The organism is Rhodobacter sp. NTK016B (assembly GCF_017303295.1).
GTDB lineage: Bacteria > Pseudomonadota > Alphaproteobacteria > Rhodobacterales > Rhodobacteraceae > Pararhodobacter.
Window position 1 is genome coordinate 1 of record NZ_JAFKOK010000032.1, and the last position, 11,052, is coordinate 11,052.

Sequence of the window (11,052 nt, forward strand, 5' to 3'; positions counted from 1 at the left end):
GCCAGCGGGTGCATGACATGTACGTCATGCGGGGTGCTCTCGCTCGCGGTGCGGCCTTCGTCCCGCTCGCGCTGCCGGCGCTGAACCTGCCCGACTGCCTCGGCCTGTTCCCGTCGCTCTTCTCGGGCGCGGGCGGCGTCAACCACCCCGGCCTCTATGAGCACATCCTCTATGGCAGGTGGATCTACGACATGGCGTTCCGGGGGTCGTGATGGAAGGCGCGATCCTCGAACGGGCCGGGGCGCAGGGGCCTGCAAGCTACCACCAGACAAAAGGAAAGCCTTATGTCGCAGCCTGAACGCTCCGAACCGTGGCACCTCGACCGCAGAATCCCCATCGCCACGCTTGCCGTTCTGCTCGCACAGGCGGCGCTCGGGCTGATGTGGCTCACCACCTTGGGAAACATGGTCGACAGTAATGTCGCCCGCCTGAGCGTGATGGAGCAGCGCGTCGAGATCATGCGGACGCAAGCCGCATCTCAGGCCGTCCAGCTCGGCCGTATCGAGGAAGGACTCGCCGCGGTGCGTATCGACATCAACCGTTTGATCACCAGCCTGGAGCGAAACCGATGAACGCCACGCCATGGATCGGGGCGGCCTCCCCCCGAGACCTTTCCGACGCTGATTTCCAGCAAGCCGCCGCGCGCCTGGGCTGCGATCCTGCTGCCCTGCGCGCTGTCTGGGAGGTCGAGGCCTCGGGCCGGTGCTTCGACGCCACGGGCGGCGTCCTGCGCCGGTTCGAGCCGCATCATTTCCCGCGCGCCCTATGGGGGCGGATCGGCTTCGCGCCCCGCGACGGGCAGGCCCCGTGGCGGGCCTCGCTGGCTGTCTCGACCGCTGACCGGGCCCGCATGTTCGATGTGGCCGCGCGCGCCGATCTGGAAGGCGCCCTTCGCGCGTCGAGCTGGGGCGGCCCGCAGATCATGGGCTTCAACCATGCCGGTGCTGGCTTCGCTTCCGCCCAGGATATGGTCGAGGCCATGGCGACCGGGGCGCCCGCGCATCTGGACGCCTTCGCCGCGCTGGTCACGTCGTGGGGGCTGGACCCGGCCCTGCGCGCCCATGACTGGCTGACCTTCGCCCGCCGCTACAACGGCACCGGGCAACCCGAGGTCTACGCGGGCCGCATCGAGGCGGCTTATCGGCGGCACTCGGGCGGCGTGCGCTCGCCCGTGGTGCTGCGCGTCGGGGATCGCGGCCCCGCCGTGGTCGCGCTGCAGCGTGCCCTTGGCATTCCCGAAGACGGCGCGTTCGGTCCGGACACGCTGGCCGCCGTCGAGGCCTTCCAGGGCGACATGGGCTTGCCGGTGGACGGTGTGGTCGGTCGCCGGACCTGGGCGGCGCTGGGGGTCAACCCGGTGGCCGAGACGCCGACGCCGCCGGCGCAGGCATCGACGCGCGAGCGCCGCACGTCTCAGGTGGTGCAGATCACCGGCGCCGCCGCGCCCGTGGTCGGTGCCGTCGCCACCGTGTCGCAGGGTGACGGGCCCATGCAGTACGCCATCGCCGCCGTGCTGGTGATCGCCGCTCTGGGCGTCGTCTGGTGGCTGGTGTTTCAGAAGCGGAGGGCGAGGGCATGATCGGCGCCATTTTCGGCCGGTTCACATGGCCTTACGCCGCCTTGGGTGCCCTGCTGATCGGTGGCGCCCTGTTCGTTGCCGGCCAAGGCTATTCGCAGCGCATGTATGACCAGGGCCACGCGGCAGGCTGGGGTGACGCACAGGCCGCGCTCAATCAAATCACCGAGGAAACGAGAGGACGGATCGACAATGCGGAAACGTCAACAGGCGACACTGGCGCTGATCTGGATTTCCTGCTGCGCCACCTTGACCGGCTGTCTGGACAGTGATCCCGAGCTGATCGTCGAGCGCCCGGTGCTGGATCGGCTTGAGCCTGAGATCGACCGCCTTGCCATCTGCGCCGTGGATCTGCACGCGGGCTTCGCGGCGGGTCTGGTGAGCCAAGAGAACGTGTCCTGCGTCGTCTCGGTCGCGCGGAACATGGTCAGTATCACCGAGGCGGCCAAGGGGTGAGACACCGCACCAAGGCTGGCATCCGTGCCCGGCGGCGGGTCTTCCTGTGGTGGTTGCGGCGCTGAGCGCTTCGAGCTTGTCGCGGAATGGGCGGGGGCGAGGTAGAGCGCGGGCCGGGCTTGATACCGACTGACCTATCTTCCCAGCGTCAGCTTTCAGCGGGCCGACGCGCAGGTCGCCAAACCCTGCTTCTGCTGACTTCACCGCCAGCCGGAATTAATGACGATGGCCTTAGCTTTGCGACCGCGTGTCCATCCACGCCGCAGCGCTCCCGCCCAGAATCGCACACCGGGGCGCGGGGGTCAATCGCTGGATGGCAACGCTGGCCGCCCGGGCCTCTCCAGCCGCACGCATGTTCCGCTGTCCTCTTCGCGAAGAGTGACAGAGAACCAGCAGCCGGTTACGTCGTCTGTCACGGCTGTTCTCGGGTCGGCCCTATCCAGCCACGCGCCGCAGCGCTCACACCAAACGATCATGTCGTCAGCTTCGGCTGCTGTCAGAAGCCGCAAATAATCATCGTCACTGAGCGTGACCGCCATCCTCTTCTCCTTTCAGCGCCGGGGCGGGGTTAGTCCGACATGTAGAACGGCGACTTTTCTTTTTCGAATGCTGCAATCCCGTCGATGCACTTGCGCAGGATCCGCGATGCCATGTCAGGCGTGATCTGGACGTTGGAGCTCATGCCGCGACCGAGGTATTTGTACCAAGACACCATCACGTCGCCGCACTTGAAGTTCCACTCCTGTTCGTCGCTGTCATCCCATGAATAGGCACGAACCGAGAACGCATCGCAATCAAATGCTTCTCCTGTGTTCCCAAATGGGCACGGCCTTTCAGTCTGGTAGACATTCCAGCGCGCCCGAGCCAAGTCATCGCGGATGAAGCAGAGCGCCGCATCCATAATCGCCGGGACTTCATGCTCCTGCCATGGCTGGCCAAAGCATAGCTGCCCGAGTTCTGGCGTGTAAGTCATCATCTTCTCCTCAGCGCCTCATCTCGTTGTGTCAGCCCCGCGCGCGGTGGTGTGGCGCGAGGGGCGGGGGGGCATGCTGCGTGGTTGCGGGCCTTCTCGGCGCGGTCGAGGCGATCGATCTCGGCCGCGATCAATGCGCCAGCGCGCACGAGGTCGGCTCGGCGGTCCTTCGGCTTCCACCATGAGGTGTCCCATGGCCAGTCTTGCGGGGCGGCATCGCCTCTCTTGATGTCGAACCTGAGCTGGGTTTCCGCTGACGCCGCCAATGCGTAACATGCGGCAGCCTTGCCCAACTCTCCTTCTGCATGTTCATCGTCGTGCTCAGGCGTCCAGCCCTCTCCTTCGACCTGCCGCTTGCGTTCTGCAGCGATGCTCTCGATTCCGTCCATCGTCTCTCCTTTCTTGGCACTGCCAAGGTTGAGCGCCATCGGGCGCGGGTTTAGCGGGTCGAAACCCGGCTCAGATCGGGAACGCGGGGCGAACTCGTGCGCTGGCGCTGTCTTCGGGAGGCAGGGGCCGGAGGTTCGAATCCTCTCACTCCGACCAATAACGTCAAAGGGTTGCGCGAATTCCTCGTTTCGCTTTCCCTGACCCGATCTCGCTTTGCCATAGTTTCGTAACGATTTTCCCCTGTTGCAGGGGTGGAAATGTGTGCGCCGCCCGATTATGGGCGGCGTTTTTTGTTTCTCCGGCAGGGGCGGGCCTGTGGGCGCTGCGGTTGTCGGCAAGCGCGACGGCCTCAGAGCCAAAAGCTCAGGACACAGCGCCAGCGGATAACCGTGGCCGAGTCCGCGACGGACAGCGGACAGGCGCTTCTTGATCCCTGTTCCTTGGGGAACTGCCGCGCTGACCGGTTCGATGCAGGATGAAGGCATCGAAAGACACACTCCAACCCCGGTCGAAAAGGAACCTAGCCCATGATCCGCAACGCCCTGTTCTCCCTCGCCGCCCTCGCCGCCACCGCCGCGACCGTCGCCCCGTCCGCTGCCGAAGCGCGCACGATGACCCTGCGGCAGGATGCAATGATCTATCTCACCGCCGACTATCAGAACCCGATGGAGCCGCTGCCGGCCTGCATGCAGGTCGAGATGATCGGCGAGGTCGGCAACTTCGCCGTGATCCAGGCGCCGCTTGGGGTGTTCTTTCTGGAGCGTCGCGCGATGACGCCGCATGCCCGCGTCGTCTGCGGGCGCGGCTGATCGCCCCCCTGAACGGGACCGGGGGTGCGCCCCGTATTTCGGCTGTCAGCACAGTTCAGTGGCCGCACTGGCGAATGGGTCTGATGGAGATCCCGCCCCATGGCACGGGGCGGGAAGAACCACAGGCCCAAATCGGCGCTTCGCCGGATTGGCCCTCGACGGCGCGTCTTTGCGTTTCGGCGCCGGTGATCAAGGAGGCTCGACAGAGCGCCGCGGAAACGAGCCTGCGACCGTCTTCGGATCGTGCGTTCGGCAGATAGGCTCACGCTTGCGTGTCGCGGTGCCATCTTGCCGATCCCGCGCGGGCGTCGCATGTATGGAGAATGATCGACGTACTCAGAACCCTGTTCCGTCCCGACGCAGCCCCGCGCGCCGATGTTCCCGCTGATATCGCCGTCGCGGCGCTTCTGGTCGATGCGGCCAAGGCTGACGATATCTATAAACCCGAAGAACGGCTGAGCGTGATCGCGCTGCTCAAGGCGATGTTCAACCTCGAGACGCCCGAAGCCGAAATGCTGTGCGAAAAGGGCGAGGCCGCGCAGGCCGGGGCGGCGGATATCGTGCGCTTTACTCGCGTGGTGAAATTCGGACTCGAAGAGCCCGAGCGGGTGCGGCTGATGGAGGCTCTGTGGGAGATCGTGCTGATCGATCACGAACGGGACCCCGAAGAGGATGCGCTGCTGCGCCGTCTGGCGCCGCTGCTGGCGGTCTCGGACCATGACAGCGCCGAGGCGCGTCACCGGGTATTGTCGCGTCAGGGCGAACAATAGACGGGCGGTCCCTCGAATCGACGCGGTAGCAGTAATCCGGGCATGGAATGCTGCGCTTGAGGTGTGCCTCTGAAAGGCCTCCCGTGGTCTGAAGGTCCGCACTCTTTGGTTGAAAAATGGTGAGCCAAACTCGCGCATAGCATGAAGTATGGCGAAATTGGGGCGGCAATCGGGCCAAATTTTCTCAAACTGTCGCCAAGTTTTCCCAATTTGGCCCGCATTGCCGGGCACAACGGATCCGAACGGAAACAATACCGGGTGATTCCCGCCGGGTATGGGGTTTTCCGAACCGATGGAATTGGAAACGGGCATGACGATGGCAGCGCTTCGCACGAGATCAGACGCGCGCCTCTGCCCGACAGGAGCTGGGTCATGAGCCGCGATGCCTTTGACGCCGAAGAATTTCTGAACCTGCGTGAGACTGCCGGTCACGAGGACGATCCGCGCGACCTGCCGCCGCTGGTTGCGCCGCCGGTCTATGATCGCGCGCGTCGCGACGGCGTGACGCATGGCGCCGCGCCGCGTCCCGCGCAGGCGATGCCCCGGCAGCCTGCCCCACAGGCGCGGACGGAAGCCGACCTGCCGCCGATCGCCGAGCCGCCGCAATATCCGCGCGCGGCGACCCTGCGCAGCGCCCCGGCCCAGCCGCAGTTCCAACCCCATCCGGTGCAGCAATCCGGTCAGGCGCAGGCACGCCGTCACGCCGCGCCGCAGCCCGCAGCCGCCGCGCCGATCCCGATGTTCTACCGCGACGCCGAGGCCGGGCGCGCTGCCATGCCTCACAGCCGGGCGCATTCCGAGCCGCTCGTGCAGGCGCAAGGTACCGCTCACGGTCAGGCATCCGAAGCCGGCCGGGCCATGCCGTCGCACATGCCCTCGCACTGGGCGCAGCCTGCCGATCCCGAGCCGCGCGCCGAACAACACCGTCCGCAGGCGCGCTCGGCCGAGGTTCTGCAGCCCGAATTCCGCCATGCCGCGCCGCGTTATGAAGAGCGCGCGCCCGCGGGCTATCGTCATCCCGATGAGCGGGCCGATCCGCGTTATGACGATTCGGGCTACGACGACCCGTACCGTGCCGCCGCGCGTCCGGATTACCGTGCCGAATACCGTCCCGAATACCGTGCGCTGGCCCCTTTCACACGCCGCGAGGCGCCCGCCGTGGCAATCGTCGTGCGCGAGCCGATGGTGATCGTGCATCGCGGCGTCGAGCATCCGGTCGTGGAATGGTCGATCAGCGGCTTCACGCTGGACGCAGACGACCATCTCGAGGTGTCGGGCGGTGACGAGGGGTTCCTCGTGACGCTGCTCATCGGCGATGGCGAGACCCGCGTGCAGATGCGCGTGCGGGTGGCCAGCGAAGAACCCGAGCTTGAGCACCCGACGCGCTTCGTCTTCGTCGATCTCGACGCGGCGCGCGCCGACGTGCTGGAGAAGATCGTCGATCACGTCGTCGCCACGCAATCGAAAAGCCGCGAGCGTCAGCCTGCCCAGCCCCGCAGCACTGCGGCCCGGACCGCCCCGGCACCGACCACGGCGGCCGAGCCGCAGCACGCCCCCGTCCCGCCGCGCGCTGAGCGTCAATCGGCGCCGGTGGATGACGCCTTCGATTCCGAGGTTTACGGCGCCGATGCCGACACGTTCCGGGCGCAGGCCCTGACCGAAGCGGCGCCGCCCGTGGCCGCGCCGCAGCCGAAGAAGGCCGAGAAAAAAGCCCCCAAGGCCGAAGCCGCCCCGAAACCCGCGAGCGAAACACCCGCAAGGGGTCGCCGCATCCGGATCGGTGCAAAGCTGCCGCTGGCCGTGCTGTTGCTGATCACCGGCAGTGTCACCTATGGCATCGCCACGTCGGTCACGTCGCGCTACGCTGCCGTGACCGTGGCCGCAATCGACGCCAATGCGCCGATCGACGGGGTGTTCCGCGAAAGCCTCGTCGCCCCCGGCGACCGGGTCACGCCCGACCAGATCCTCGGCTACATCACCCCGCCGGCGCGCGAATACCCGCTCGGCGCGGCGGAGAGCACCGGCGCCTACAGCGATGCGATGCGCGCCCGGATCGACACGCTCCTGCAATCGTCGGTCGAGCCGATGCAGGCGGTGATCCCCGTCCCGGGCGTCGACCCGCTGCCCGAAAACACCGAGAGCGCTGACATGGCGCCCCTGACGGTGGCGCCGCCCGCAGCCAGCGTCCTGCCGCCGCGCGAAGCCGCCGCTCCGGCAGGCGTGCCGATCTATGCATCGTGCGATTGCGTCGTTCAGCAAGTTTCGCTTCAGGCCGGCGATGCGGTCGAACCGGGCACCCGCGCCTTCGTGCTGGCCGGGGCCGAGGCACCCAATGTGCAGGCGCTGCTGCCCGCCGCTCAGGCCGCCGAAGTCGCGGTCGGGGACCGCGTGATGACGCGCATCGGCAACGAAGCCGCCGGTTTTGGTCGCATTGAGCAGATCGTCGCCGCCACCGATACGCTGGGCCGCGCGGGGCTTGAGGCCGATGTCTTCGGCTCAAGCCATTACCGCCGGATCGAGATCGCGCCCGACACGCCGATCGCCGCCGCTGCCGGGACCCCGGTCCATGTCACCGTGCAGACCTTCGGCCCCTGGGGCTGGGCGCGCGAGACTTTCGACCCGGTTCTGGGCGGCGCGCTGGGCCTGTTCGGCTGGTAAGCAGACAGACGAAGGGGGCCCGTGCGGCCCCCATCTTTAATCCGAAAATATCCACGGGGTTTCAAAGGGGGCGTGCCCCCTTTGTCCGCTTGTGCCGTCTTAGCCTTACTCGACCTTGAGGACGATCTTGCCCACATGCTGCGAGGTCTCCATCCGCGCATGGGCCTTGGCCGCGTCTTCCAGCGGGTATTCGCTGTCGATCACCGGCGCCACCCGGCCCGAGGCCAGCAACGGCCAGATTTCGGCCTCCAGCGCTTCGGCGATCGTGGCTTTCGCGGCGCGCGATTGCGGACGCAGCGTCGAGCCGGTGATCGTCAGCCGCCGCGCCATGACCTGGGCAAAGTTCAGCTCGGCCTTGGGGCCGCTCAGGAAGGCGATCTGTACCAGCCGCCCGTCATTGGCCAGCGCGTTGACATTGCGCGGGATGTAATCGCCGCCGACCATGTCGAGGATCAGGTTGGCGCCGCCCTCGGCCTTTAGGATCTCGACGAAATCCTCGTTGCGGTAATTGATCGCGCGCTCGGCGCCCAGATCAGTGCAGGCCGCGCATTTCTCGTCCGAGCCTGCCGTCGCGAAGACCCGCGCGCCCCGCGCGGTGGCCAACTGGATCGCCGTCGTCCCGATCCCCGACGAGCCGCCATGGATAAGAAAGCGCTCACCCGCTTTCAGGCCGCCGCGCATGAACACATTCGAGAAGACGGTGAAATAGGTCTCGGGCAGGCAGGCAGCCTGACGCATATCCATGCCCTCGGGCACCGGCAGCGCATGGGCGGCGGGCGTGACCACGTATTCGGCATAGCCGCCGCCGGGCAGAAGCGCGCAGACCTTGTCGCCAACGCTCCAGCGGGTCACGCCGGGCCCGGTTTCGACCACGGTGCCCGAGCATTCCAGCCCCGGCAGGTCGGACGCGTCGGGCGGCGGCGCGTAGGCGCCCGCGCGCTGCAGCGCGTCGGGGCGGTTCACCCCGGCATAGGCCACGCGGATGACGATTTCGCCCGCACCGGCAACGGGCACCGCGCGCTCGGCCGGGACCAGCACCTCGGGGCCGCCGGGTTCCGAGATTTCGATCACGCGCATGGTATGGGCCTGGGTCATGGGAGCCTCCGCTTTCTTTGGCGGCAGCTTATCGGGGCCGGGCAGCAGGTGAAAGGGGACGCGACGCTGTAGGGTGCGTGCTGGGCACGCACCGCTCGGTCATGCGGATTGCGCCCAGTCCCAGTACATCTCGCGCACGCGGGTGGCGAGCGGCGTGGTTTCGAAGCGCTTGTCCTCGAACGCGGCGACCGGCATCACCTTGGCGATGTTGCCGGTGACGAAGATCTCTTCGGCCTGATGGAAATCCTCGACGCGCAGCGCGCATTCGATCACCTCGATCCCGTTCTCGCGCATCAGCCCGATCACCCGCTGCCGGGTCAGACCGTTCAGGAACGTCCCGTTCGGCACCGGCGTGAACACCACTCCGTCGCGCACCATGAAGACGTTGGTCGACGCGGTCTCGGCCACGTTGCCCTCGGAATCGCGCGACAGCGCGTTCGAGAAGCCGCGCTTGCGGGCTTCGGCCATGATGCGTCCGTTATTGGCGTAAAGCGAGGCCGCCTTGGCCTCGGTCAGCGCCATGTCGGGGCGGGGCCGGAAATAGGGCGAGACGGTCAGCGTGAAGGCGCCGGGCTGCGGCATGGGCATCGCTTCGATGCAGAGCGCCCATCCGGTCGATTCGGGAACCAGATCGATCACGCCGGGCGTTGATTCCGTGGCCCACATCATCGGCCGCAAATACAGCGCGGCGTCGGGCGCGAACATCTGGCAGCCCTCTTCCAGAAGCGCCTGCACCGTCGCGCCGTCAACCGGCGCCACCATGCCCATCGCCTCGGCCGAGCGGATGATGCGTGCGGAATGCAGGTCCAGATCGGGGCGGCGGCCATCGAATTGGCGCGCGCCGTCGAAAACGCCCGAGCCAAGCCATGCGGCGTGGTCTGCCGCGCGGATCACCGGCACGTTGCCAGCGTGCCATTTGCCTTCGAAATAGGTTGCAATTTCGGTGCCGACGGCCATGTTCTGCCCTCCCTGCGGTCAGTTCGGGATAGCGGGCGGCTGCCTCTGCGTCAAGCGCGCGAAATAAAATTGCGCAGTGACGCAATATTCTGTCGTGCGCCTTTCGGGCGTCTGGATCAGCCCCAGCGGCCCGGCATCGGCGCTGCTGCGCCGGGCTTTCGCAGCGATTCGAGTAGCCGGAAGGGCAGGCCCAGGACGGGGTTCAGCACTGGCGAGGCCTTGATCTTGGCCTTGGTCTGCTCGAACTGCATGACATTCTCGATCCGCCGGTCAAGGAAGGCCCAAGTGTCCTCGTAGCCCATCGACTCGTCGCCCAGCCAGAACAGCACGGTCGAGGAATAGACGGCGCTCAGGATCGCGCGTTTGGAATACCAGTTGCCGTCTTCGCTGGTATCGCCCAGCGTCGTCCAGATCGCATCGGCGGTGTCCCACAGCGCCCGCACGCCTTCAGGCGCGTTCTGCGGCAGGGCCAGCAGCGTTGCGCCGCGACGCACCGCCTCGCGATCAGCCGTTTCCAGCCGCAGCCGCACGGCCAGCGCGATCCGTTCGCGGAATTTCAGCGCCGAGAGGTCGCGCTCGGCCAATGCCTCCTTCATCGCGGCGTCGCCCCGCCGGTGATAGGCCAGCGCCATATCCAGACCGCCGCGCGGAAACAGCGCGCGCGCCAGCGCCGGTTCAATGTCGCAATCCATTGCGGCGGCGTTCAGTGTGGCGTCGGACCAGCCGTCGAAGGCCACATGCAATAGGGCCGCGTCCAGAAGACGGTCGGCGGCGTTCGGGGTGTCGGTCATCGCGGGTCTCGCTGGTCTCTTGGCTACAGGGTTAAGGTAAGGCCAACTGCGCCCGCGTCCAACCGGGCACGGGGTCGCGGGGGCGCGAAACCGCGCAGCCGTGGCGGCTTGGGCACGCGAGGGGGCGGTTCACGGGCGATTTTTCAAGACATGAGCGGGGAAAGGGCAGGCAGCAGAGGTAGACAAAGCCGCGTGGCTTTGCTATGGAAGCGCTTCCTGCAATTCGCTCACTCTAACTTAGAAAGGTGGTGAAAACCACATGCAGGTATCGGTTCGCGACAACAACGTCGAACAGGCTCTCCGCGCCCTGAAGAAAAAACTTCAGCGTGAAGGTGTCTTCCGCGAAATGAAGCTCAAGCAGCATTTCGAGAAGCCCTCGGTCAAGAAAGCCCGGGAACAGGCCGAAGCCATCCGCCGTGCGCGCAAGCTCGCGCGCAAGAAGGCGCAGCGCGAAGGTCTGCTCTGAACCGTTTCGCCAGCGATGGCGACGGAACAAAGACCCCCGGTCCTCAGGGCCGGGGGTTTTTCTATGCCCGGCGGGGGGGGCTTGTGGACGCGAAGGGGGGGGGGGGGGGGG

14 protein-coding genes are annotated in these 11,052 nt (G+C 66.8%); 9 read left to right on the top strand and 5 right to left on the bottom strand.

Annotated features, from left to right (window positions below):
* The 5 genes from JI664_RS23315 to JI664_RS23335 form a co-directional block, all read left to right on the top strand.
* Nucleotides 1–212: hypothetical protein (locus JI664_RS23315; protein ID WP_207016189.1), on the top strand; the 212-nt coding region annotated here is incomplete at its 5' end.
* A 72-nt stretch (nt 213–284) separates the two neighbouring features.
* Nucleotides 285–572: a hypothetical protein gene (locus tag JI664_RS23320; protein ID WP_207016190.1), complete on the top strand. Its 288-nt coding sequence runs from the start codon at nt 285–287 to the stop codon at nt 570–572.
* Entirely contained in the window at nt 569–1,579 is a 1,011-nt protein-coding gene (locus tag JI664_RS23325) for an N-acetylmuramidase domain-containing protein (RefSeq protein ID WP_207016191.1), read from the top strand. The genes JI664_RS23320 and JI664_RS23325 overlap by 4 nt, the downstream gene beginning before the upstream one ends.
* Entirely contained in the window at nt 1,576–1,848 is a 273-nt protein-coding gene (locus JI664_RS23330; protein ID WP_207016192.1) for a hypothetical protein, read from the top strand. Before JI664_RS23325 ends, JI664_RS23330 begins: the two co-directional genes overlap by 4 nt.
* Nucleotides 1,826–2,032 (top strand): hypothetical protein, encoded by a 207-nt coding sequence (locus JI664_RS23335; RefSeq protein WP_207016193.1) that lies wholly within the window; start codon nt 1,826–1,828, stop codon nt 2,030–2,032. Before JI664_RS23330 ends, JI664_RS23335 begins: the two co-directional genes overlap by 23 nt.
* Before the next feature lie 568 nt (nt 2,033–2,600).
* Here the strand turns inward: JI664_RS23335 and JI664_RS23340 are convergent.
* Both JI664_RS23340 and JI664_RS23345 read right to left on the bottom strand, forming a co-directional pair.
* Nucleotides 2,601–3,005: a hypothetical protein gene (locus JI664_RS23340; RefSeq protein WP_207016194.1), complete on the bottom strand. Its 405-nt coding sequence runs from the start codon at nt 3,003–3,005 to the stop codon at nt 2,601–2,603.
* Nucleotides 3,005–3,394 carry a hypothetical protein gene (locus JI664_RS23345; RefSeq protein ID WP_207016195.1) on the bottom strand — a complete coding sequence of 130 codons (390 nt, stop codon included), beginning with the start codon at nt 3,392–3,394 and terminating at the stop codon, nt 3,005–3,007. Before JI664_RS23345 ends, JI664_RS23340 begins: the two co-directional genes overlap by 1 nt.
* 528 nt (nt 3,395–3,922) lie before the next feature.
* Between JI664_RS23345 and JI664_RS23350 the strand changes: the two genes are divergently transcribed.
* The 3 genes from JI664_RS23350 to JI664_RS23360 all read left to right on the top strand — a co-directional run bounded on the left by JI664_RS23350 (nt 3,923) and on the right by JI664_RS23360 (nt 7,632).
* Nucleotides 3,923–4,204, top strand: coding sequence for a hypothetical protein (locus JI664_RS23350; RefSeq protein ID WP_207016196.1), 282 nt, complete (start codon nt 3,923–3,925; stop codon nt 4,202–4,204).
* Nucleotides 4,205–4,527: 323 nt separating this feature from the next.
* Nucleotides 4,528–4,974: a TerB family tellurite resistance protein gene (locus JI664_RS23355; protein WP_207016197.1), complete on the top strand. Its 447-nt coding sequence runs from the start codon at nt 4,528–4,530 to the stop codon at nt 4,972–4,974.
* A 372-nt stretch (nt 4,975–5,346) separates the two neighbouring features.
* Nucleotides 5,347–7,632 (top strand): HlyD family efflux transporter periplasmic adaptor subunit, encoded by a 2,286-nt coding sequence (locus tag JI664_RS23360; protein ID WP_207016198.1) that lies wholly within the window; start codon nt 5,347–5,349, stop codon nt 7,630–7,632.
* A 105-nt stretch (nt 7,633–7,737) separates the two neighbouring features.
* Here JI664_RS23360 and JI664_RS23365 read toward each other — a convergent pair whose 3' ends face one another.
* The 3 genes from JI664_RS23365 to JI664_RS23375 form a co-directional block, all read right to left on the bottom strand.
* A complete protein-coding gene (locus tag JI664_RS23365) occupies nt 7,738–8,727 on the bottom strand; it encodes an NAD(P)H-quinone oxidoreductase (RefSeq protein ID WP_207016199.1) in 990 nt (329 codons plus the stop codon).
* Between the two features lie 99 nt (nt 8,728–8,826).
* Nucleotides 8,827–9,684 carry a branched-chain amino acid aminotransferase gene (locus JI664_RS23370; protein WP_207016200.1) on the bottom strand — a complete coding sequence of 286 codons (858 nt, stop codon included), beginning with the start codon at nt 9,682–9,684 and terminating at the stop codon, nt 8,827–8,829.
* Nucleotides 9,685–9,800: 116 nt separating this feature from the next.
* Nucleotides 9,801–10,475, bottom strand: coding sequence for a COQ9 family protein (locus JI664_RS23375; protein WP_207016201.1), 675 nt, complete (start codon nt 10,473–10,475; stop codon nt 9,801–9,803).
* Nucleotides 10,476–10,734: 259 nt separating this feature from the next.
* Here JI664_RS23375 and rpsU point away from each other — a divergent pair, with 259 nt between their 5' ends.
* Entirely contained in the window at nt 10,735–10,941 is a 207-nt protein-coding gene (gene rpsU, locus JI664_RS23380; protein ID WP_109534868.1) for a 30S ribosomal protein S21, read from the top strand.
* The last annotated feature ends 111 nt before the right edge of the window (nt 10,942–11,052 follow it).

Excerpts from the sequence above, each read along its gene's own strand:
- JI664_RS23350 (WP_207016196.1), top strand. The coding sequence starts at position 3,923 with ATGATCCGCAACGCCCTGTTCTCCCTCGCCGCCCTCGCCGCCACCGCC.
- JI664_RS23370 (WP_207016200.1), bottom strand. The coding sequence starts at position 9,684 with ATGGCCGTCGGCACCGAAATTGCAACCTATTTCGAAGGCAAATGGCAC.
- JI664_RS23325 (WP_207016191.1), top strand. The coding sequence starts at position 569 with ATGAACGCCACGCCATGGATCGGGGCGGCCTCCCCCCGAGACCTTTCC.
- JI664_RS23375 (WP_207016201.1), bottom strand. The coding sequence starts at position 10,475 with ATGACCGACACCCCGAACGCCGCCGACCGTCTTCTGGACGCGGCCCTA.
- JI664_RS23320 (WP_207016190.1), top strand. The coding sequence starts at position 285 with ATGTCGCAGCCTGAACGCTCCGAACCGTGGCACCTCGACCGCAGAATC.
- JI664_RS23365 (WP_207016199.1), bottom strand. The coding sequence starts at position 8,727 with ATGACCCAGGCCCATACCATGCGCGTGATCGAAATCTCGGAACCCGGC.
- JI664_RS23345 (WP_207016195.1), bottom strand. The coding sequence starts at position 3,394 with ATGGACGGAATCGAGAGCATCGCTGCAGAACGCAAGCGGCAGGTCGAA.
- rpsU (WP_109534868.1), top strand. The coding sequence starts at position 10,735 with ATGCAGGTATCGGTTCGCGACAACAACGTCGAACAGGCTCTCCGCGCC.
- JI664_RS23360 (WP_207016198.1), top strand. The coding sequence starts at position 5,347 with ATGAGCCGCGATGCCTTTGACGCCGAAGAATTTCTGAACCTGCGTGAG.
- JI664_RS23355 (WP_207016197.1), top strand. The coding sequence starts at position 4,528 with ATGATCGACGTACTCAGAACCCTGTTCCGTCCCGACGCAGCCCCGCGC.
- JI664_RS23330 (WP_207016192.1), top strand. The coding sequence starts at position 1,576 with ATGATCGGCGCCATTTTCGGCCGGTTCACATGGCCTTACGCCGCCTTG.
- JI664_RS23340 (WP_207016194.1), bottom strand. The coding sequence starts at position 3,005 with ATGACTTACACGCCAGAACTCGGGCAGCTATGCTTTGGCCAGCCATGG.